The organism is Pseudomonas sp. B10, from assembly GCF_900156235.1.
Lineage (GTDB): Bacteria > Pseudomonadota > Gammaproteobacteria > Pseudomonadales > Pseudomonadaceae > Aquipseudomonas > Aquipseudomonas siliginis.
The window spans coordinates 789802-810555 of sequence record NZ_LT707063.1 but is presented as its reverse complement, the minus strand read 5'-3'; the positions used below and the strand labels follow the sequence as shown (position 1 = coordinate 810555).

Genomic DNA, 20754 nt, shown 5'->3' with positions numbered 1-20754 from the left:
GGGCAAGCCTGTCTGTATGGCAATAGGCCTGCGATTGTAAGCGTTTGGTCAGGTTTTTCGCAGGGCGCGCGTTGCCGGGCAGACCACTGGCGCTCCAGCGGTCACTCTTGCTGGCTTAGCCAGGTGTCTACCACGCGGCGATCGAGCTCTTCCCAATAGGCCATGCCCAGCACCCGCGTGGTGTTGAGCCCGCGCAGATAACCGCGCAGTTGCTGGGCAGTGTCGCGAATCAATTGCGCATCGCGGGTGTTTTTGTCCAGCAGGACGCTTTCGTACTGCACCAGGTAGTCGGCCACGCGCTCGCGGAAATCGGGCAGCACGGCGTCACGGATCAGATCGAACGTTCTCAAGGCGAGACCCTCATCATTTTTCTTGGATGTATCCAGTGTGCATCAGTCTGCGCGACACGCAACTATTGCTGGAAGTAATAGTGACCATCAAGAAACGCAAGTTCTGCTTTGCCGGCGAACGGCGGAAAATCGCCTCCATCGAAGACGCAGCTCAAGGAAATTGCGCGATGAACATTCTGACTCGACTGGCAATGATCGCCCTGCTGATGGGCGGGGTAGTTACCGCACCGGCTTACGCAGACGACGCCCGGTCGTGTCACCTGCAACCCATCGTCGCCAGCGCCTCGGCGTTGCAGCACACGCAGACAGTGGGTGTGTTGTTGAGCGAAAACACGTTGCAGAACCTGCAATACCTGGAGCGCTACCACGACATGGCGCTCAACGGCGCCAAAGACGCACTGGATTCGCGAATCCGCGACGCCTTTGTCGGCAGCTCCGACCCGGAACTGGCCCTCGACTGGCTGGTGAGTTCGCTGCAACAGCAGTTCGTCTCGGTGACCGTCTACGACAATCTGGATGCGCTGGTTAAGGCCCATCCGGACGTGGTGGTCAAGCTCGACACCTTCAACCGTTTGCTGACCCAGCGCAACAGTCTGGTCGAAGCGCGCTTCTCTGCGCGGTTCTACGACGCCGATCTGCAGTACATCGGCAAGGCCGAGGGGGCGATTGAGCAAGAGTTGCCTTCGGTCTGGGTGCACAACCAAGCGGCGCCGCAAATCGCCGCGCAGATCAATCAGCAACGTGATCTGCAACTCAATGCGCTGAAGCAATTCGATGTGTCGCTCAAGGCCCTGGTGGCGTCGAGCTGATTCTCAAAACGTAAATGGCAACGGCGGCGCCGTGAAGTCGAACCGTTGCCGGTTGAACCGAACCTTTATTTTCAGGATTTACCCCATGCGTCCTTTATTCGTGCCAGCCATGGCTTTTGTTTCCCTGTTGCTCGCCGGTTGCGCTTCGGCGCCGAACGATCCGACCCTGACCTTGCAGACCAGCAAGACGCCGGCGCAGTACGCCGATTGCGTGGTGCCGAAGTTGCAGGACAGTGCGTTGAATCCGACGGTTTCGCAGAGTCAGCGCAGTTATCGGATTGTGGTGCCGAGCAAGGTGTCGGCGGACAACGTGCTGGAGGCGTACAAGGCGGGGAAGGGCGGCAAGGTGTTCATTTATGAGCGGCATTTGCTGGCGTCGAATTTGTTGCCTTCAAGTTTTGAGCGGGCGGCTCAGGAGTGTATTTGATCTGAGTGCTTGACGGGTTTTGACAGAGCTCCTTTGGTTGGCCGCAACCAACCAATTTTTTGGCCCCACACTGGTTTTCGGTTGTGGGGCTTTTTTTTGGACTTGGCGGCCTTTGGGCCGACCATGCTTTGGGGGTTCTGGGTGAATATCCGTTTTTTTTGGTGTTGCGGCTGGCGGTTTCGCCCTTACGGCGAGTCCCTTTGGCAAACGCCCCAAAGGAACCAAAGGTCTGCGCCCTGACGTTCGGCCCGCTCGCTGGGGCTCGGGGTTCCTTCGCTGCGGAATCGATCCGGGCGCAGCGGCTCCGGTTTGCTTCGCTGCACCTCCTTCCGCTGTGTACGACTGCGTCGTACGGTCGCTGCGCTCCCACGCCCGGATCAATCCCTCCGCTCAGCCTGCCGACGGGCTCCAAGATCAAGAGCCACTCGAGCTTGCGCTCATTGTATTGAGTGGTGAAAAGCGATGGGGTCTGCTTTTGCTTTTGCTTTTGCTTTTCTGTGGGAGCGAGCCTGCTCGCGATGGCGGCCTGACAGCCGACCGATTTCTCACTGAATGCATCCGATCAAAACTGTAGGAGTGAGCCTGCTCGCGATAGCGTCATACCAGACAACGTATCGCTGACTGACCCGCCGCCATCGCGAGCAGGCTCACTCCTACATTGGATTTTGGGTACTGGTGGATTCCTGATCACGCCACTAATGCTGGGGGGCCCCGCTCACGATGGCGGTGTGTACTGCAATCGTGAACGGCGCTGCATTACGCGTTCACCCAGTCACACACCCAACCGGCACTTTCCCCGCAAACGTATCAACCAGACTCGCCACCACCATTTCCCCCATCCGCGTGCGAGTCTGCAATGTTGCGCTGGCCCGATGCGGTTGCAGCACCACCTGTTCATTAGCAAACAACGCTTCCGGCACATTCGGTTCATCAACGAATACATCCAGCCCAGCCCCGGCAATCTCGCCAGCCGCAAGCGCGGCAACCAGAGCCTTCTCATTCACCAGTTTGCCCCGGGCGACGTTGATCAGATAACCGTCCTTGCCCAGCGCTTGCAGCACTTGCGCGTCAATGATCGCTTCGCCCTTGTCCGCCGCGGCGGCGAGGATCAGGGCGTCGCTGTCGCGGGCCAGTTGTTTGAGGTCGGCGACGAAGGTGTGGGGGACGTCGCTCATCGGTTGCAGGTCGGTGTAGCTGATCGGGCAGCCGAAGGCGGTGGCGCGGGTGGCGATGGCGCGGCCGACGCGGCCCATGCCGACGATGCCGATGCGCATGCCGGAGACTTGTCGGGCCAAGGGCAGCGGGGCGAGTGGGGTCGGGCTTTGTGGCCATTGGCTGGAGCGCACGTAGCGGTCGCTGGTGCACAAACCGCGACAGACCGAGATGAGCAGGCCGATGGCGAGGTCGGCGACGTCTTCGGTGAGGGCGCCGATGGTGGCGGTGACGCGGATGCCGCGATCGCGGGCGTAGGCCAGATCGACGGCATCGGTGCCGACGCCGTTGACCGCGACGACTTCCAGGTTCGGCAGTTGCGCCATCAGCGCCTGGCTGATGCCGGTGTGACCGCCGGTGATCACGCCACGGATGTTGGCGCCGTGTTCGTTTATGTAGGCGGGTTTGTCCGTTTGCTGGAAGTAGCGGCGTACGGTGAACAGTTCGTCGAGACGCGCGTTGATTTCCGGGATCAGGATCGGGCTCAGTTGCAGGATTTCTGGCTTCATGGCTACCTCGTTACGCAATAAAAAGGCCGGCTCAACCGCGGCCGGCAAACGGCATGGCGCTGGCCATGACGATCATGTTCAGGACGTTGGCCGACAGCGGCAGGCCGGCGATGTAGCGCACCGCATCGGAGACGTGTTTGACGTCGACCATCGGCTCGACGGCGATGCTGCCGTTGGCCTGGCGTACGCCTTTGGTCATGCGTACCGACATTTCCGTCAGGGCATTGCCGATGTCGATCTGGCTGCAGGCAATGTTGAATTCGCGGCCGTCCAGCGCCAGGGATTTGGTCAGGCCGAGCACGGCGTGTTTGCTCGCGGTGTAGGCGCTGCTGAACGGGCGCGGGGTGTGTGCGGAAATCGAACCGTTATTGATGATTCGTCCGCCCTGCGGCTGTTGTTTGCGCATCAGCCCGAACGCGCCGCGAGCGCAGAGAAAGACACCGTTGAGGTTGGTGTCGATCACGTTGCGCCACTGCTCGAAGGTCAGCTCGTCCAGCGGCACGGCGGGGGCGTTGACGCCGGCGTTGTTGAAGACCACATCGAGGCGCCCGTAGACCTCGGCAATGGTCGCGAACAGCACGTCGACACTGGCCGGGTCACGCACGTCGGTGGGCACCGCCAAGGCTTGATAACCCTGGCTCTGCGCTAGTTCGGCCAGCGCTTGCAAGGGCTCGGGCCGGCGACCGGCGAGCACGAGGGTGAAGCCGTCGGCCATCAGGCCCAGCGCCACGGCGCGGCCGATGCCACTGCCGGCGCCGGTGACCAGCGCGACTTTCAAAGAGGTCGTCATATTGTTGTTCTCCTTTTTTCTCAATCCGTTGGAATCAGGGCCGTGGGCCGACGCGCATTTCCAGGTGGCCGATGCCGTCTATGCCAGCGCTGATCACGTCGCCCGGTTGCAGGCTGTCAACGCCGGCGGGGCTGCCGGTCATGATCAGGTCGCCGGCGCGCAGGGCCACGGATTGCGAGATGCGCGTGATTACTTCACTGACCGACCAGATCTGGCTGTCGAGATTGTCGCGCTGGCGTTCTTCGCCGTTGACGTTCAGCCACAACTCGCCCTCGGGATGGCCGCTGCGGCTCACCGGGACGACGGCAGTCATCGGCGCGGCGCCGTCGAACACCTTGGCGCCTTCCCACGGCAAGCCGTTGCTCTTGGCTGCGCGTTGTACATCGCGGCGGGTCAGGTCGAGGCCGGCGGCGTAGCCCCACACGTAGGCGAGCGCTTGATCCTCGGGGATATTGGCGCCGCCTTCACCGATGGCGACGACCAGTTCGATTTCGTGAACGAAGTCCTCGCACACCGTTGGGAAGGCGATGTCGCCGACGGCATCGACCACGCAGCTCGGCGGTTTCATGAAAAACACTGGCGGCTGGCGCGACTGGCCTTGAGAGTCCGGCCATGGGTAGTTGCGGCCGACACAGAACACCCGGCCAACGGGGAAGCGCTGCTCGGTGCCGAGCACCGGCAAGGTCACGGGCAGATCCGGGGTAAAGACGTATTCAGTCATGTTCATCCTGCGGGTCATCCTGTTTTGAAAGGGCAGCGTACGGCGGCTGGCGTCGGTGAAGTTGGACGAAAGCCGCCTGCGTTTGGACAAATCCGGGTTCTTGCCTCAGCGCACCTTCAGCTCGATGCGATACAGGCGTCCGAGCAGTAACGAATAGGAGAGGGTGCCGATCAGCGCGACGCCGCCAATAAACCAGAAGGCATAGGCGAAGGTGCCGGTGGCGTGGACGATGGCGCCGATCACGATCGGTGTGACAATGCCGCCGATATTCGCCGCCAGGCTGGTAATGCCGCCGGTGAGGCCGATCAGCTCTTTCGGCGCCACTTCCGATACCGCCGCCCACGACGAGGACGCGATGCCTTGGGCGAAGAAGGCGATGGTCAACACGGCGATGCAGATCAGGTTGGAGTCGGTGAAATTCACCAGCACGATCGACATGCCCAGCATCGAACCGACCACCAGCGGCAACTTGCGCGCAAACGACATCGAGTAGCCGCGACGGATCAGCAAGTCGGAAACGATGCCGGCCAGCAGAATCCCCACCGTCGCACCGACGAACGGCAGCACGGCGAAGATCCCGGCCTTGATCATGGTCAGTTTGCGTTCTTCGATCAGGTAAGTCGGGAACCAGGTGAGGAAGAAGTACAGCGCCGAGGTGCTGGCGAACTTGCCGATGCAGATCGCCCAGATCTGCCGATAGCTGAACAGCTCGGCAATCTGCCGCCAGTTGAAGCGGGTGCGCTCCTGGCTGCTCTTGACCAGACCGCCGCCGGTTTCGATGTACTTCAATTCTTCCTGGCTGACCTTCTTGCAGTTCAGCGGATCGCGATACAGGTACAGCCACAGCACACCGAAGACGATGCCGAGTGCGCCGGTGCTGTAGAACACGTGGCGCCAGTCGAAGGTGGTCGCCAGCCACAGCAGCGCGCCGGTGAACAGCGCTGTGCCGAGGTACTGACCGCACACGTAAATGCTGCTGGCCATCCCGCGTTCCCGCGCCGGGAACCACACCGTCACGGCGCGGCTGTTGGCCGGAAAAGCCGGGGCTTCCATGGCGCCGACCGCCAGGCGCAGGCCAAACAGTGAAGCAAATCCCGTGGCGAAACCCTGGCAAACGGTGACAGTCGACCAGCTGATCAGCGAAACGCCGTAGGTGAAGCGCGAGCCAAACCGGTCGGCAATGAAGCCGGCCGGCACCAGCGCCAAGGCATAGGTCCAGGCGAACGCGGAAAAGATCAGGCCCATCTCGATCTTGTCCAGGCCCAAATCCTTGGCCATGAACGGCGCGGCGATCGAGATGTTCACCCGGTCGATGTAATTGATGATCGTCGCGATCAGCAGCAACGACAGCATGAACCAGCGCCGCCGGGTAGGCAGACGCTGCGCCGAAACAGCATCGCGTGCACCGGCGATCACCGGCGGCACCGTGGCACTGGAAGAATGGGAGTTGGACATGCGGAGACCTCGTTATTGTTAGAAGAGTCGAGATTTTTCGAGCAGCCGATGCCGTTGCCCGCAACGTGTGGGGCAAGGCAATCGGACGGGTTGCAGCGCGGGTTTCAGACGTTCAGGAACGTCTTTGTGCAATTGGTTTCAAGGGGAGGTCGGGCGGGGCGGCGAGGGGAAATAGCAGGATCATGACGTGCGCACCTTTGATTGTTTTTGAAAGAGGTTGGGCTGCGTTGGTCATTACAGTGGTCGTACAACGGTTCTAAATCAACCGATGGGTTAGAACGTTTTCTCTTCAAAAAAGTGGATTTGGCGAACGAGTCCAAAAAGAAAAATACAAATTGTCTTGAGAATAAAGATCAGGTTTAAATCCCAAACGACTGAAAAATAACGACTATCTTTATTTTTATAGTGGTGCGGTTTTTGGACAGGCTCATCGCGAGGCTTCTTTCAAAAAAGACAATGTCATCGTATGACTCATTGCCGCCCACCGCCCAACCCTGCAAGATGACAGGCGCCACCTCACTGCCCGGAGGACCTCCCGCCCATGTCTTCACCCAGCCGTATCCCGACTTACGTCATGCAGCAACGCAGCGAATTGACCGATTTCTACATTCGCGACAAAAAGGGTCGGCGCGCTGAAACCGCGCCTCACCGGCATGAGTATTTCCAGATCCAGATCAACCTCGGTGGCGACACCGTGCAGCACATCGGCAGCGTGCAGCGGCCGTTCCCGCGCAACACTCTGGCGTTCATCCTGCCGCACCGCGTGCATGTGATTCCGCATCCCGCAGACAGCAATTTCATCGTCATCAATTTTTCCCAGACGTTCCTCTTGCCGCATCTACAGTGCGACCCGATGGATCTGGAAGAGGTGTCCATCCTGCTCGCGCCTGAGCTGTCGCCGTTCCGCTTTCAGGAACATCTGGATTTCATTTTGGGCGATGAGGATTTCGCTCAGGTCTGCGGCCTGATCGAACAGATGCGCGCACTCGATGAGAACCGTCAGTTCGGCACGCGGGAAATGCTCAAGGGCTTGTTGCTGCAGATGATCGGTAGCGTGTGTTTTCTCTATGCCGAGCCGCTCAAGCGCCTGGCGGAAGAGAATGCCGCCGAGAACAGCCGTCGCGACGCTTTGAGCCGGATGTTCGAATACTTGCGGAAGAACATCGCCGATCCTGATCTCAACCTGATCAAAGTCGCCGCTGCGACCTATCTGTCACCGACCTACCTGACGCACTGGCTGCGCAAGGAGATCGGCAAGACCTTCACCGAGCTGGTGCTGGAGCGGCGCATGCACGCGGCGCGCAACTTCCTCCTCAACAGTACGCGCTCGGTGGGCGAAGTGGCGCGGTTGTGCGGGTTCGCCGATGAGGCCTATTTCTCCCGGCGGTTTCGCCAGATTCATGGCCAGCCACCGGGGCAGTTCCGCCGCCGCCAGCTCAACCCGGACACGCCGCAGACGCCACTGAATACTTAGAGCGGCGCTCAGACCCACTTGAAGCGGGCAGGGAAGCGCGCGACAAAACAGGTGCCCGTTTCACGGTCGGATGTCACGGTCAATGTGCCGTTGTGCGCATTGGCAATCTGCCCGGCGATGTACAAGCCCAGTCCCAACCCTTCATGACGCTGGCCTGCTTCGGAACGGGAAAACGGTTCGAACAGCAGCGGCATCAGCGCAGGCGGGATTGGCGTGCCCTGGTTGGTCAGCGAAATGACGATCTCGTCGCCCTCGGCAAACGCCTTGAGCAAGATCGGCTCGGCAATGGAACCGTGAGTTACGGCGTTGCCCAGCAGATTCGATAACAACTGGCTGATCCGCAGCGGGTCGCAATAGACCCCGGCAGGCACCTCCAGCGAATCGATAAACTTCGCCTGCGGATACGCCACCTGGATTTCTTCAAGGGTCTGGCGCAGCGTTTGCTGCAAGTCATCGACCAGTTTGCGCTGCACCGGGATGCCACTGCCGAGCCGACCCCGGGCGAAGTCGAGGATGTTTTCGATCAGCACGCCCATGCGCACCGAGCTGGTGCGAATCGCCGACAGTAGCGTGCGCGAGCGCTTGTCCTCGACTTTGCTGTCCAGCAGATCTGCACTCATGCGGATGGCACTGAGTGGCGTGCGCAAGTCATGGCCCAGTACGGCGATGAACTGCTCGCGCAGACGGCCCATTTCGTTGGCATCGGCCAGCGCGGTTTTGGTCGCGTGCAAATGGCCTTGGGTATCCAGGCTCATCGCAATCAGTTGGGCGAAGAGGGTGAGGGTCTTTTCGATGGCCGGGTCGTCGAGGTTCGCCGGAACCGAATCAATGGCGCAGAGTGTGCCGAAAAACTCGCCATCGGCCTTGATGATCGGAATCGAAATGTAGCTTTCCAGACCATAGGTTTTCGGCGTGTGGTGCGTGGAGAACAGCGGGTGCTGGCTGGCATGGCCGAAGATCACCGGCTGATGGTGCTGACGGATCTCATGACAAATCGTCGATTCGAGCACCAGTTCGCCGCCGGGCAACAGGCCGAAGTCAATCGAATCATCCACGGCGCAGGCGATCCACTTGCTCTCGGTGACCCGCGCTACGGCGGCGAAGCGCATACCGGTGATGTGCTTGACCATGCTCAGGATCACCGGCACAGCGTCAATGCTGCCGATGGCCTGGAGGTCGGAGGAGAAATCTGTCTGGGGCATGGCCGGTGCTTCGCGAAAGTGTCGCCAGAGACTATCGGTAATTGCCGGCCTTGCCTAATGAACCTGCAAAAAAGGGCACCGGGAAAACTCCCCGCGCTCTGTGTGGTGATTGCTGAGCGCTATCGCCTCAGAACTTGTACTTGGCCGTCATCATGTAGCTGCGCGGGGTGCCGTAGTTATCGGTCGAGCCCCAGGTTACGTCGGTGCCGATGGAGGAATAGTACTTGCGGTCGAAAATGTTGTTGGCGTTGACCTGCAGGTCGAGGTGCTTGTTGACCTCGTAACCGGCCATCAGGTCGGTGACCGCGTAGCCGCCCTGTTCGAGACGATAGCTGCCGCCATTGGCCAGAGCGATGTCGTTGTACATGCGGCTCTGCCAGTACACGTTGCCGCCCACGCGCAGTTTTTCCAGCGGGCCTTTGAAACGATACACGGTGGAGACCTTGAACAGGTGCTCGGGCATGTCGGTGTCGAATTTCTGGTTATTGTTGGCCGGGTTTTCGTCCTTGATGTAGTGGGCGCGGGTGTAGGTGTAGCCGGCGCCGACTTGCCATTGCTCGGTCAGCGCACCTTGCAGTTCCATGTCCACGCCTTGGGCGCGAACTTTGCCGGAGGTTTCGTAGCAGGTCAGTTCCGGGCAGCCGAGCTGCGTTGCTGCCTGGGTGGCGCGGTTGGTCTGGTCCATCTGGAACACCGCCACGCTGCCGTTCAGCGCGCCGTCGAAATATTCGCCCTTGATACCGACTTCGTAGTTTTCACCGACGATCGGCTCGAGCACTTTGCCGCCGAGATCTTTCTGGGTTTGCGGGGTGAAGATGTCGGTGTAGCTGGCGTAGACCGAGTGATGGTCATCGAGTTTGTAGATCAGGCCGGCGTAACGGGTCAGGTTGCGGGTGACTTTGAAGTCGCCGTCGGCGCTGCGATCGTCGTAGTCATACCAGTCCAGACGACTGCCGAGAATCAGCGTCAGCGGGTCGGCCAGGCTCAAGCGCGTGGTCAGGTAAACCGCGTCCTGAGTGGTGACGTTGCGCGATTTGCCGCTACGGACGAAGTCAGGTTTTGGCGCGGCGATCGGCAGGCCGGTGTCGTAGGGCGAGTATTCCTTGGTGGTGGCGTCGTACACGCGGTTGCTGGCGCCGACTACCAACTCGTGGGTACGGCCGAACGCTTCGAACGGGCCGCTGGCGAAACCGTCGAAGGCGCGTTGCTTGTCGGTGTGGTGCGATTGGTAGGCGGTGGTTTCCAGCGGGCCGTCGTAGCGCGACAGGTACGTGCCGGAGAATTCGCCTTCGGTTGTCGAAGTGGAACCGCCAACATGCAGTTTCCAGTCGTTGTCGAAACGGTGTTCGACTTCACCGAATACGGTGTCGACTTGCAGCTTGCGGTTTTCCCAGTCAGTGCCCGGGTAAGTGGAGCGGGGCAGGTCGAGGTGGTGGCCGTCTTCGCCGATCGGCAGGCCGCCCCAGAAATAGTTGGTCTGATCGTTCTGCCGGGAGAAACCGAGGGTCGCCGTGGTGCTGTCACTCAGGTCGGCTTCACCGATGGCGTAGAACAGGCCGTGATCGTTTTCTTCCTTGTCGCGGAAGCTGTCGGCGCCCTGATACGACGTCACCACCCGGCCGCGCAGGGTGCCGCTGTCGTTCAGCGGGCTGGAGGCATCGACCTCGCCACGGTAGTCATCCCAGCTGCCGGCGGCGCCAGTGAGGGTCACGCGCTGATCAGCGGTTGGACGCTTGCGCACCATGTTGATCGCCGCCGACGGGTTGCCGGCACCGGTGACCAGACCGGTCGCACCACGGACGATTTCCACCCGGTCGAACATCGCCAGGTTCGGCTGCACCGCCAGGGTGAACGGCGAATACGAGCTGGGCAGGCCGTCGTACATGATGTTGTCGATGTCGAAACCGCGCGCCTTGTAAGTCTGCCGCCCCGGGCCGCTGGCCTCGCTGAGGAACAGCCCCGGCGTGCCGCGCACCACGTCGTTGACGCTGGTCATGTTCTGGTCGTCCATGCGCTGGCGAGTGATCACCGTCACCGCCTGCGGCGTTTCGCGCATGGTCAGCGACAGCTTGGTCGCGGTCTGCATCGGGCCGGTGGTGTAGGACTGCGTGTCTTCGGTGGTGCTGCTCATCTGCGTAGCGCCGATTTCGGTCGCTTGCAGTTCCAGCGGGCCATTGGTGGGCGCAGTGGCTGCGGTTTCTTCAGCCAACGCAGGAGCGATGCTGGCCATGCCGATGGCGATTGCGAGGAGGTTAGGTGAAAGGTTCGAACGGCGGTGAATGGTGTGAAACGACATCTATCTGCTTCCCCAAGATTTACCCAAACGAAACTAATGCGAGTGCATGTAAGAATTATTCGCATTAGTATGTCGGAAGTTTCCGGGGGAATAAACCCGTACGAGTCAGTTAGTTAATGATTTTTTCACAATTGGATTTGATGGCGTTCGGACGCAAATGTGGGAGCGAGCCTGTTCGCGAAGGCGGTGGGTCATTCAACAGATGCGTTGTCTGATACGACGCTTTCGCCAGCAGGCTCGCTCCCACAGGGTTATGCGGTTTTTTTGAAATCAGTCCAGATCCTTCGCCTCATGCCGCTCCGGCACCTGACTGTCTTCATCACCCCAGGTGCGATTCACTCGCTGCCCACGGATGACCGCTGGCCGCTTGGCGATGTCTTCCGCCCAGCGCTGCACATGGGTGTACTCGTGCGCGGCGAGAAATTCCGCCGCCGAGTAAACGTTGTTGCGCACCAGTTGCCCATACCAGGGCCATACGGCGATATCGGCGATGGTGTAATTGTCGCCGGCCAGATAGGCGTTGTCGGCGAGACGGCGGTTGAGCACATCCAGCTGACGTTTGGCTTCCATGGTGAAGCGGTTGATCGGATATTCGAGCTTCTCCGGCGCATACGCGTAGAAGTGCCCGAAGCCGCCGCCCAGGTACGGCGCCGAGCCCATTTGCCAGAACAGCCAGTTGAGGGTTTCGGTGCGACCGGCCGGATCCTTGGGCAGCAAGGCGCCGAACTTTTCCGCGAGATACAGCAGGATCGAGCCGGATTCGAACACCCGGATCGGTGGCTCGACGCTGCGATCCAGCAGCGCCGGGATTTTCGAGTTCGGGTTGACCTCGACAAAACCGCTGGAGAACTGATCGCCTTCGCCAATGCGGATCAGCCACGCATCGTATTCGGCCTCGCTATGCCCGAGTGCGAGCAGCTCTTCGAGCATGATGGTGACCTTGACGCCGTTGGGCGTGGCCAGCGAATACAGCTGCAACGAATGCTTGCCGACCGGCAGCTCTTTGTCATGGGTCGGCCCGGCGATCGGCCGGTTGATGCTGGCGAAGTGGCCGCCGGAAGGGGCTTCGTGTTTCCAGACCTTGGGCGGAACGTAAGACGCATTGCTCATGAAACGGACCTCGTCGATGCTGGGAGAGAACAGGTAGACACCGTATCTCGAAAGGATTGAGAACACTACCTTGTGGGAGCTGGCTTGCCAGCGATGACGACGGCACATCCAGCATCAATATTGGCTGAGCCACCGCAATCGCTGGCAAGCCAGCTCCCACAGGTTCGGAGTCAGGCACAAATCTCCCGTGGGAGCGAGCCTGCTCGCGAAAGCGTCGGCAGGGTCGCCGCGCCTAACGGCTCCAATACCGCCCAACCGCACCCCCGAGTCCCTGCACCGGATCACTCTCAGGAAACCCAAGCCCCGCAATCCGCGCCAACTGCGCATCACTCGGCGCGGCCCGGCAAATATCCGCCTGCTGCCCCGGCGGATAAGCACCCACCACCAGAAAATCCTCACTCGATCCCAGATTGCAGTGCCCGGTTCCCGCCGGCAGCAACAGCACATCCCCGGCGCTGACGTCGACGACTTGCCCGTCAGGCCCGCCCAACATCAACCGCGCCTGACCGGCCGCCACGCCAAGCACTTCGTGGCCTTCAGTGTGGTAGTGGTGATAGTCATAAATGCCGTAGCGCCACTGCGCCGGCCAGCCATTGGCGCCGAAGGTCTGCTCGAAGCGCGCCGCCGGATCGTTGCCCTCGACGGCCACCGCATGGCGGTAGATCAGCACCGGCAGACGCGGATTGTTCGGCACCCAGCCATTGCGTTCCAGCAGCAGGGTTTGCACATCAGTCATGGCCAATCCTCCTTCGCTCGATTTATCAGTCGACCGCAGCGCAGGGCAATCGCCTCAAAAATCATTGCCGCGCAAACACGGCGCCGGAGTTCATGCCCGTACAATCCAGCGAAACTTCATCGCGCACCGGGCTGTCCAGACCCTTACATGTCCATGCAGCGGTAAATGGCGAGGGTCAAGATGACGATGACAGTTGGTGATTTTCTGGTTGAGCGGCTCAGCGAATGGGGCGTGACGCGGATTTTTGGCTATCCGGGGGATGGCATCAACGGCGTGTTCGGCGCCATGAGTCGGGCCAAAGGCAAGATCGAATTCGTTCAGGCACGGCACGAGGAAATGGCTGCGTTCATGGCCTCGGCCCACGCCAAGTTCACCGGCGAGCTGGGCGTTTGCATCGCCACCTCGGGTCCCGGCGCTTCGCACCTGATCACCGGTCTCTACGACGCGCGCATGGATCACATGCCGGTGCTGGCCATTGTCGGTCAGCAGGCGCGCACGGCGCTGGGCAGTCACTACCAGCAGGAACTGGATCTGGTGTCGATGTTCAAGGATGTCGCCGGTGCGTTTGTGCAGCAGGCTTCGGCGCCGTCGCAAGTGCGCCATCTGCTTGATCGCGCGGTGCGCACTGCGGTCGGCGAACGCCGCGTCACCGCGCTGATTCTGCCCAATGACTTGCAGGATCTGCCTTACGAACAACCGGCGCGCGCCCATGGCACCGCGCATTCCGGCGTCGGCTACAGCAAGCCGAAAGTCGTTCCTTATGCCGCCGATCTGCAACGCGCCGCCGAGGTACTGAACAGCGGCGAGAAAGTAGCGATTCTGGTCGGTGCCGGTGCGCTGGAGGCGACCGACCTGGTCATCGCCGTGGCAGAAAAACTCGGTGCCGGTGTCGCTAAAGCCTTGCTGGGCAAAGCGGCACTCCCCGATGACTTGCAGTGGGTCACCGGCAGCATCGGCCTGCTCGGCACCGAGCCCAGCTACAAGCTGATGAGCGAGTGCGACACCTTGCTGATGATCGGTTCAGGCTTCCCGTATTCCGAGTTTCTGCCCAAGGAAGGCCAGGCGCGCGGGGTGCAGATCGACTTGCAGCCGGACATGCTCAGCCTCCGCTATCCGATGGAGGTCAATCTGGTCGGAGACTCAGCGGAAACCCTTGCCGCGTTGCTGCCCTTGCTGGAACAGAAAACCTCGAACAAATGGCGCAAGAAAATCGAAGGCTGGCGCAGCAGCTGGGAAAAAACCCTGGAAAAGCGCGCCATGGCCAAAGCCGATCCAGTCAACCCGCAACGAGTGGTCTACGAGTTGTCACCGCGCTTGCCTGAGCAGGCAATCATCACTAGCGATTCCGGCTCCTGCGCCAACTGGTTCGCCCGTGACCTGAAAATCCGTCGCGGCATGAAATGCTCGTTGTCCGGTGGCCTGGCCTCGATGGGCGCGGCGGTGCCCTATGCGATCGCGGCGAAATTTGCTTACCCGGAACGCCCGGTCATTGCCTTGGTCGGCGATGGCGCGATGCAGATGAACAACATGGCCGAGCTGATCACTGTCGCCAAATACTGGCGGCAATGGCAAAGCCCGAAATGGATCTGCGCGGTGTTCAACAACGAAGACCTCAATCAGGTCACCTGGGAGCAGCGGGTGATGGAGGGCGATCCCAAATTCGAAGCGTCGCAGAGCATTCCTGATGTGCCGTATCACCTGTTCGCGATTTCCATCGGCCTCAAGGGCATTTTTGTTGATCGTGAAGAAGAGGTCGCCGCTGCGTGGGAACAGGCGCTCGCCTCGGAAGTGCCGGTGCTGATTGAGTTCAAGACCGACCCGAACGTGCCGCCACTGCCGCCGCACATCAAGCTTGAGCAAGCGAAGAAATTCGCCACGACCCTGCTCAAGGGCGATCCGGACGAAGCCGGGGTGATCGTGCAGACCGCCAAGCAGGTGTTGGGCGCCGTGTTGCCCGGGAAGAAATAACGGTGTGCGCTTGAACGAGTCAACCATCTACATCGGTTGCGCCGGCTGGAGTCTCGCTCGCGAGCACTGGCCGGCATTCCCCGCCGAAGGCACGCACCTGCAACGCTACGCCGCGCGCTTCAACTGTGTGGAGATCAACAGCTCGTTCTACCGCCCGCATCGCCGTCAGACCTACGAGCGCTGGGGCGACTCGGTGGCGCCGGACTTTCGCTTCGCAGTCAAAGTGCCCAAGCTCATCACCCATGAACAGCGGCTGGCGGACAGCGCGGCCGCGCTCGATGAGTTTCTCGGACAGTGCCAGGGCTTGGGTGATCGACTCGGCTGCCTGCTGGTGCAATTGCCACCGAAACTGGCGTTCAATGCGCCGGTGGCCGAGGCGTTTTTTCATGCCCTGCGCGAGCGGTTCAAGGGCAGTGTGGTGCTGGAACCGCGCCACGAATCTTGGACTGAGGCTGAGGCAGTGCTGGTGGATCTGCAGATTGCCCAGGCGGTGGTCGATCCTTCGCGGATCAGCAGCGACACCGCGCCGGGTGGCTGGCAAGGCCTGCAGTATTGGCGCCTGCACGGCTCGCCACGGATTTATCACAGCGCTTATGAAGCGGCCTATCTGCAACAGCTGGCTCAGAACCTGCGGCGCGCGAAGGCCGACGGCAGAGACATCTGGTGCATCTTCGACAACACCGCCAGCGGCGCCGCCACCGCCGATGCGCTGGCTTTGAGGGCGTTGATCGAAGGCGGTGAACGCTGAACGACGACACTCTCGCCACCCACACAAACGATCCGGCTACAGGTAAACTCCGCGCACTTTTTCAAGGAGTTCACATGAGTTACTACCAGCCGGGCATTCTCGCCACCCCTGTTCCTGCGCAAGCACGTCATCTGTTTTTCGCCCTGGCGTCGGTTGAAGCCTTGCCGCAAGCGATCGACAGCCTGCTGATGCTGGTGGATGGCAAGTCGGCGGTGGTTGGCTTTGGTGAGTCGTTGACCAAGGCGCTGAATGTCGAAATCGCTGGCCTGCGCAGCTTCCCTGCGTTGACCGGCGTTGGCGTGAACAACCCGTCGACCCAGCATGCCCTGTGGATCTGGCTGCACGGTGTCGACCGGGGTGAACTGCTCAACCGCTGCAACGCTATCGAAGCCGCGCTGGCCCCGGCCTTGCGTCTGGTCGAGATGCAGGAAGCCTTCCGCCACATGGAGGGCCACGACCTCACCGGTTACGAAGACGGCACGGAAAACCCCCACGATGACGCCGCTGTCGCCGCCGCACTGCTAAGCAGTGGCGCGGACGGGCTGGTCGGTGGCAGCTTCGCCGCGATCCAGCAGTGGCAGCACGACCTCAAGGGTTTTCATCGCCTGTCTGCTGGCGCCAAGGACGACATCATGGGACGGCGCTTGAGCGATAACGAAGAAATCGACGATGCGCCGATCTCCGCCCACGTCAAACGCACCGCGCAGGAAAGCTTTGCGCCGGAAGCGTTCGTGGTGCGTCGCTCGATGCCATGGATCGAAGGCGATCGTGCCGGTTTGATGTTCCTCGCTTTCGGTTTCTCGCTGGATGCTTTCGAAGCACAACTGCGGCGCATGAGCGGCCTGGAGGACGGTATTGCCGATGGCTTGTATCAGATCAGCCGACCAATCACCGGCGGCTACTACTGGTGCCCGCCGCTCAAGGACGGACGCCTTGATCTGCGCGCGCTGCGCATCGGCTGAGGACTGCATATGAACGTGGTGCGCTGGGGCATGATCGGTTGCGGCAGTGTCGCTGAACGCAAGAGCGGGCCGGCCTTCTACAAGGCGCCCGGTTCGGCGCTGATTGCGGTGATGGGCCGTCGCCTCGAAGCGGTGACCGACTACGCTGCGCGCCACAGCATTAGTCGCGTCTATACCGATGTCGATGCGCTGATCAACGATCCCGAGGTGGACGCGGTGTACATCGCCACGCCGCCCGACAGCCACCATGCCTACAGCCTGAAAGTCGCCGCCGCCGGCAAGCATTGCTGCGTGGAAAAGCCCATGGCACTCAACGCCGGGCAAAGCCGCGAGATGCAGCAAGCGTTTGCCGCTGCCGGTCTGCACTTGTTCGTCTCCTATTACCGCCGCTCGCTGCCGCGCTTCGCTCAGGTGCGGCAATGGCTGGAGGAGGGGCGCATTGGTGATGTCCGCCATCTGAGCTGGACACTGACCAAAGCGCCGTCGCCGGCTGATCTTGAGGGTCGCGATAATTGGCGCACCGACCCGGCGGTGGCGGGCGGCGGCTACTTTGCCGACCTGGCCAGCCATGGCCTGGACCTGTTCCAGTATCTGCTTGGCGACATCGTTGAAGTCGCCGGTTTCACCGCGCGTCAGGCGGGTCTGTACGCGGCGGAAGATGCGGTCAGCGCCACTTGGCGATTCGCCTCCGGGGCGTTGGGCACGGGCTGCTGGAACTTTGTTGCGGACCGCCGTGAAGATCGGGTCGAGATCATCGGCGGCAAAGGGCGGATCGGGTTTTCGGTGTTCGATGAACATCCGGTGCAGCTGTTTGCCGACGAGCAGCTCAGCCTGGAGATTGCCCACCATGAGCATATTCAGTGGCATCACGTGCTGGGGATGAATGCGCATATTCGGGGTGATTCACAGCATCCCGCCGTGGCCGAGCAAGCCGTCAAGACCGATTGGGTCATGGACGAGATCCTCAAACGCTGAATAGACCACGACCCCTTGTGGGAGCGAGCCTGCTCGCGAAAGCATCCTGTCAGTCACTATTTTGGTGATTGACACACCGCCTTCGCGAGCAGGCTCGCTCCCACAGGTGTCCCGGCGCAACACGCATCTAAGGTTATGCCCAAACAATATTTCTCAACCTCCTCATAACGTCTCTAAGATCACGTCATAACTCGTTATAACAAGTGATCCGACGATGACCGATAACGTTCTCTCCCTCAGTAGCGTTCCGCTGCACACCCAACTGCGCGACGTTCTGCGTGCGCGGATTCTCGACGGTGAATACCCGCAAGACAGTCAGATGCCTTCCGAAAGTGAGCTGGGTGCGCTGTTCAAAGTCAGCCGCATCACCGTGCGCCAGGCACTCGGTGATCTGCAAAAGGAAGGACTGATCTTCAAGATCCACGGCAAGGGCACCTTCGTCGCCAAGCCGAAAACCTTTCAGAACGTCAGCAGCCTGCAAGGCCTCGCCGAGTCGATGACCGGGCGCGGCTACGAGGTGATCAACCGCCTGCGCAGTTTCAAATTCATTCCGGCCGACAAGCGTGTCGCCGAGCGTCTGCAGGTGGCCGAAGGTGAGATCGTCGCGCAGATCAAACGCGTGCGCCTGATCAATCGCGAGCCGATCTCGCTGGAAATCACCTACCTGCCCAAAGCGGTCGGCGAACGGCTGGAGAAGGCCGATCTGGTCACTCGCGACATCTTTCTGATTCTTGAAAACGACTGCGGCATCGCCCTCGGCCACGCCGATCTAGCCATCGACGCAGTGCTGGCCGACAGCGACCTGACCCAGGCGCTCAACGTCGAAGCGGGCTCGCCGATCATGCGCATCGAGCGCCTGACCCACGATGCCCACGGCCAGCCGCTGGACTTCGAACACCTTTATTACCGTGGCGATGCGTTTCAATACCGCCTGCGGATCGACCGGCAAAAAGGGGAGCAGGCATGACCCGCAACGTTCTAGAACAGGAATACGACATCGTCGTGATTGGCGGCGGTACGGCCGGGCCGATGGCAGCGATCAAGGCCAAGGAGAAGAACCGCGATTTGCGCGTGTTGCTGGTCGACAAGGCCAACGTCAAGCGCAGCGGCGCGATCAGCATGGGCATGGACGGCTTGAACAACGCGATCATCCCCGGCCATTCGACGCCAGAGCAGTACACCAAGGAAATCACCATCGCCAACGACGGCATCGTCAATCAGGCGGCGGTCTACGCCTATGCGACGCACAGTTTTGAAACCATCGAACAACTCGATCGCTGGGGCGTGAAGTTCGAGAAGGACGAGACCGGTGACTACGCGGTAAAAAAGGTCCACCACATGGGCGCCTATGTGCTGCCGATGCCGGAAGGGCACGACATCAAGAAAGTTCTGTATCGGCAGTTGAAACGTGCGCGGGTGAGCATCACCAATCGCCTGGTCTGCACGCGTTTGTTGACCGACGACGAGGGCACGGTCAACGGTGTGATGGGCTTCGATTGCCGCACCGCCGACTTCCATGTGATCAAGGCCAAAGCGGTGATTCTCGCCTGCGGCGCGGCCGGGCGCCTCGGCCTGCCGTCGTCGGGCTACCTGATGGGCACCTACGAAAACCCGACGAATGCCGGTGACGGCTACGCGATGGCCTACCATGCTGGCGCTGAACTGGCCAATCTCGAGTGCTTTCAGATCAACCCGTTGATCAAGGATTACAACGGCCCGGCCTGCGCCTACGTCACCGGCCCGCTGGGTGGCTACACCGCCAACAACAAGGGCGAACGCTTCATCGAGTGCGACTACTGGAGCGGGCAGATGATGTGGGAATTTCACCAGGAACTGGAAAGCGGCAACGGCCCGGTGTTCCTCAAACTCGATCACCTGGCCGAGGAAACCATTCAGAACATCGAGGAAATCCTGCACAGCAACGAGCGCCCGAGCCGTGGCCAGTTCCACGCCAATCGCGGCACTGACTACCGTACGCAGATGGTCGAAATGCACATTTCGGAAATCGGTTTTTGCAGCGGCCACTCGGCGTCCGGCGTGTGGGTCAACGAGCGTGCCGAGACTTCAGTCAAAGGCTTGTACTCGGCCGGCGACATGGCTGCGGTGCCGCACAATTACATGCTCGGCGCGTTCACTTACGGCTGGTTCGCCGGGCACAACGCCGCGGAATTTGTCGCCGGCCGCGAGTTTTCCGCACTGGACAGCGAGCAGATCGCCAAGGAGAAAGCCCGGGTCTACGCGCCGCTCGATCGCCAGGAAGGTCTGCCCCCGGCGCAGGTCGAATACAAGCTGCGGCGCTTCGTCAACGACTACCTGCAACCGCCGAAAGTGACCAAAAAAATGCAGATCGGCCTGCAGCGCTTCAGTGACATCGAGCGCGATCTCGAGCAGATGAAGGCCAACAACGCTCACGAACTGATGCGAGCGATGGAAACCAGCGTGATCCGCGATTGCGCCGAAATGGCCGCCCGCGCTTCGTTGTTCCGCGCCGAAAGCCGCTGGGGCCTGTACCACTATCGCGTCGATCATCCGCAACGCAACGACGCAGAATGGTTCTGCCATTGCCATCTGAAGAAGGGCGAGGACGGCAAGATGACCAGTTTCAAGAGGGCCGTCGAGCCTTACATCATCCCGCTCGATGCCGAAGAAATGCAGGCCTACGACCGCCTGCGGGTCGGCGCCTGCGCCGCTTGATGCATCACTAGAAAGAGAGTCCGAACCATGGCTTATCAAGCTCAGGAAATCTTCTTCCGCTCCAACGCGCCGGTCACTGTCGATGAGGACAAATGCATCGCGGAAAAGGGCTGCACCGTGTGCGTCGACGTCTGCCCGATGGACCTGCTGGCGATCAACCCGGCCACGCAAAAGGCCTACATGGCGTTCGATGAATGCTGGTACTGCATGCCGTGCGAGAAGGATTGCCCGACGGGGGCGGTGAAGGTCGACATCCCCTATTTGTTGCGTTGACCCCAAATCCATTGTGGGAGCGAGCCTGCTCGCGAAAGCAATC

Annotated in this window: 19 protein-coding genes; 10 read left to right on the top strand and 9 right to left on the bottom strand. The window is 60.8% G+C overall.

Going from position 1 to position 20754, the window contains the following annotated elements; all coding sequences use genetic code 11:
- Positions 1-101: 101 nt before the first annotated feature.
- Complete coding sequence (locus BXA01_RS03570) at positions 102-350, bottom strand: hypothetical protein (protein WP_076563237.1); 249 nt, start codon at positions 348-350, stop codon at positions 102-104.
- A gap of 167 nt (positions 351-517) precedes the next feature.
- On the opposite strand from BXA01_RS03570, the gene BXA01_RS03565 reads away from it, so the two are divergent.
- Complete coding sequence (locus BXA01_RS03565) at positions 518-1159, top strand: class II glutamine amidotransferase (RefSeq protein ID WP_076567643.1); 642 nt, start codon at positions 518-520, stop codon at positions 1157-1159.
- An 85-nt stretch (positions 1160-1244) separates the two neighbouring features.
- Positions 1245-1586, top strand: coding sequence for a hypothetical protein (locus BXA01_RS03560; RefSeq protein WP_076563236.1), 342 nt, complete (start codon positions 1245-1247; stop codon positions 1584-1586).
- Positions 1587-2350: 764 nt separating this feature from the next.
- Here the strand turns inward: BXA01_RS03560 and BXA01_RS03555 are convergent.
- The 4 genes from BXA01_RS03555 to BXA01_RS03540 form a co-directional block, all read right to left on the bottom strand.
- Positions 2351-3307, bottom strand: a complete 957-nt coding sequence (locus BXA01_RS03555; RefSeq protein ID WP_076563235.1) for a 2-hydroxyacid dehydrogenase — start codon at positions 3305-3307, stop codon at positions 2351-2353.
- A 31-nt stretch (positions 3308-3338) separates the two neighbouring features.
- Positions 3339-4097, bottom strand: a complete 759-nt coding sequence (locus tag BXA01_RS03550) for an SDR family oxidoreductase (protein WP_076563234.1) — start codon at positions 4095-4097, stop codon at positions 3339-3341.
- Between the two features lie 34 nt (positions 4098-4131).
- Entirely contained in the window at positions 4132-4824 is a 693-nt protein-coding gene (locus BXA01_RS03545; RefSeq protein ID WP_076563233.1) for a fumarylacetoacetate hydrolase family protein, read from the bottom strand.
- A 99-nt stretch (positions 4825-4923) separates the two neighbouring features.
- Positions 4924-6273: an MFS transporter gene (locus tag BXA01_RS03540; protein ID WP_056785134.1), complete on the bottom strand. Its 1350-nt coding sequence runs from the start codon at positions 6271-6273 to the stop codon at positions 4924-4926.
- A 541-nt stretch (positions 6274-6814) separates the two neighbouring features.
- Here BXA01_RS03540 and BXA01_RS03530 point away from each other — a divergent pair.
- Positions 6815-7747 (top strand): helix-turn-helix transcriptional regulator, encoded by a 933-nt coding sequence (locus tag BXA01_RS03530; RefSeq protein WP_024012697.1) that lies wholly within the window; start codon positions 6815-6817, stop codon positions 7745-7747.
- An 8-nt stretch (positions 7748-7755) separates the two neighbouring features.
- On the opposite strand, the gene BXA01_RS03525 is transcribed toward BXA01_RS03530, so the two are convergent.
- The 4 genes from BXA01_RS03525 to BXA01_RS03510 all read right to left on the bottom strand — a co-directional run bounded on the left by BXA01_RS03525 (position 7756) and on the right by BXA01_RS03510 (position 13091).
- Positions 7756-8949 carry a GAF domain-containing sensor histidine kinase gene (locus tag BXA01_RS03525; RefSeq protein ID WP_076563231.1) on the bottom strand — a complete coding sequence of 398 codons (1194 nt, stop codon included), beginning with the start codon at positions 8947-8949 and terminating at the stop codon, positions 7756-7758.
- Positions 8950-9076: 127 nt separating this feature from the next.
- Positions 9077-11245, bottom strand: coding sequence for a TonB-dependent siderophore receptor (locus tag BXA01_RS03520; RefSeq protein ID WP_076563230.1), 2169 nt, complete (start codon positions 11243-11245; stop codon positions 9077-9079).
- 270 nt (positions 11246-11515) lie between these two features.
- A complete protein-coding gene (gene yghU / locus BXA01_RS03515) occupies positions 11516-12355 on the bottom strand; it encodes a glutathione-dependent disulfide-bond oxidoreductase (RefSeq protein WP_076563229.1) in 840 nt (279 codons plus the stop codon).
- Positions 12356-12587: 232 nt separating this feature from the next.
- On the bottom strand, positions 12588-13091 hold the full coding sequence (locus BXA01_RS03510; protein WP_076563228.1) for a cupin: 504 nt from the start codon (positions 13089-13091) through the stop codon (positions 12588-12590).
- 180 nt (positions 13092-13271) lie between these two features.
- Between BXA01_RS03510 and BXA01_RS03505 the strand changes: the two genes are divergently transcribed.
- From BXA01_RS03505 to BXA01_RS03475, 7 genes are all read left to right on the top strand, one after another.
- Positions 13272-15059: a thiamine pyrophosphate-requiring protein gene (locus BXA01_RS03505; protein ID WP_041478664.1), complete on the top strand. Its 1788-nt coding sequence runs from the start codon at positions 13272-13274 to the stop codon at positions 15057-15059.
- 10 nt (positions 15060-15069) lie between these two features.
- Positions 15070-15807, top strand: coding sequence for a DUF72 domain-containing protein (locus BXA01_RS03500; RefSeq protein ID WP_172833994.1), 738 nt, complete (start codon positions 15070-15072; stop codon positions 15805-15807).
- A gap of 74 nt (positions 15808-15881) precedes the next feature.
- The gene (locus BXA01_RS03495) at positions 15882-16769 is read left to right on the top strand and encodes a Dyp-type peroxidase (RefSeq protein ID WP_076563227.1); all 888 of its coding nucleotides are present in this window, start codon (positions 15882-15884) and stop codon (positions 16767-16769) included.
- 9 nt (positions 16770-16778) lie between these two features.
- Positions 16779-17744, top strand: a complete 966-nt coding sequence (locus tag BXA01_RS03490) for a Gfo/Idh/MocA family protein (RefSeq protein WP_076563226.1) — start codon at positions 16779-16781, stop codon at positions 17742-17744.
- Positions 17745-17958: 214 nt separating this feature from the next.
- Positions 17959-18711: a GntR family transcriptional regulator gene (locus tag BXA01_RS03485; protein ID WP_076563225.1), complete on the top strand. Its 753-nt coding sequence runs from the start codon at positions 17959-17961 to the stop codon at positions 18709-18711.
- A complete protein-coding gene (locus tag BXA01_RS03480; RefSeq protein WP_076563224.1) occupies positions 18708-20438 on the top strand; it encodes a fumarate reductase/succinate dehydrogenase flavoprotein subunit in 1731 nt (576 codons plus the stop codon). The genes BXA01_RS03485 and BXA01_RS03480 overlap by 4 nt, the downstream gene beginning before the upstream one ends.
- 27 nt (positions 20439-20465) lie before the next feature.
- Positions 20466-20711: a 4Fe-4S dicluster domain-containing protein gene (locus tag BXA01_RS03475; protein WP_003225615.1), complete on the top strand. Its 246-nt coding sequence runs from the start codon at positions 20466-20468 to the stop codon at positions 20709-20711.
- Positions 20712-20754: the final 43 nt, after the last annotated feature.

Bases quoted from the DNA above. Each gene is read 5' to 3' on its own strand.
- BXA01_RS03530 (WP_024012697.1), top strand. From the start codon at position 6,815: ATGTCTTCACCCAGCCGTATCCCGACTTACGTCATGCAGCAACGCAGC.
- BXA01_RS03505 (WP_041478664.1), top strand. From the start codon at position 13,272: ATGACGATGACAGTTGGTGATTTTCTGGTTGAGCGGCTCAGCGAATGG.
- BXA01_RS03555 (WP_076563235.1), bottom strand. From the start codon at position 3,307: ATGAAGCCAGAAATCCTGCAACTGAGCCCGATCCTGATCCCGGAAATC.
- BXA01_RS03525 (WP_076563231.1), bottom strand. From the start codon at position 8,949: ATGCCCCAGACAGATTTCTCCTCCGACCTCCAGGCCATCGGCAGCATT.
- BXA01_RS03560 (WP_076563236.1), top strand. From the start codon at position 1,245: ATGCGTCCTTTATTCGTGCCAGCCATGGCTTTTGTTTCCCTGTTGCTC.
- BXA01_RS03540 (WP_056785134.1), bottom strand. From the start codon at position 6,273: ATGTCCAACTCCCATTCTTCCAGTGCCACGGTGCCGCCGGTGATCGCC.
- BXA01_RS03490 (WP_076563226.1), top strand. From the start codon at position 16,779: ATGAACGTGGTGCGCTGGGGCATGATCGGTTGCGGCAGTGTCGCTGAA.
- BXA01_RS03495 (WP_076563227.1), top strand. From the start codon at position 15,882: ATGAGTTACTACCAGCCGGGCATTCTCGCCACCCCTGTTCCTGCGCAA.
- BXA01_RS03550 (WP_076563234.1), bottom strand. From the start codon at position 4,097: ATGACGACCTCTTTGAAAGTCGCGCTGGTCACCGGCGCCGGCAGTGGC.
- BXA01_RS03510 (WP_076563228.1), bottom strand. From the start codon at position 13,091: ATGACTGATGTGCAAACCCTGCTGCTGGAACGCAATGGCTGGGTGCCG.
- yghU (WP_076563229.1), bottom strand. From the start codon at position 12,355: ATGAGCAATGCGTCTTACGTTCCGCCCAAGGTCTGGAAACACGAAGCC.
- BXA01_RS03565 (WP_076567643.1), top strand. From the start codon at position 518: ATGAACATTCTGACTCGACTGGCAATGATCGCCCTGCTGATGGGCGGG.
- BXA01_RS03475 (WP_003225615.1), top strand. From the start codon at position 20,466: ATGGCTTATCAAGCTCAGGAAATCTTCTTCCGCTCCAACGCGCCGGTC.
- BXA01_RS03485 (WP_076563225.1), top strand. From the start codon at position 17,959: ATGACCGATAACGTTCTCTCCCTCAGTAGCGTTCCGCTGCACACCCAA.
- BXA01_RS03480 (WP_076563224.1), top strand. From the start codon at position 18,708: ATGACCCGCAACGTTCTAGAACAGGAATACGACATCGTCGTGATTGGC.
- BXA01_RS03545 (WP_076563233.1), bottom strand. From the start codon at position 4,824: ATGAACATGACTGAATACGTCTTTACCCCGGATCTGCCCGTGACCTTG.
- BXA01_RS03520 (WP_076563230.1), bottom strand. From the start codon at position 11,245: ATGTCGTTTCACACCATTCACCGCCGTTCGAACCTTTCACCTAACCTC.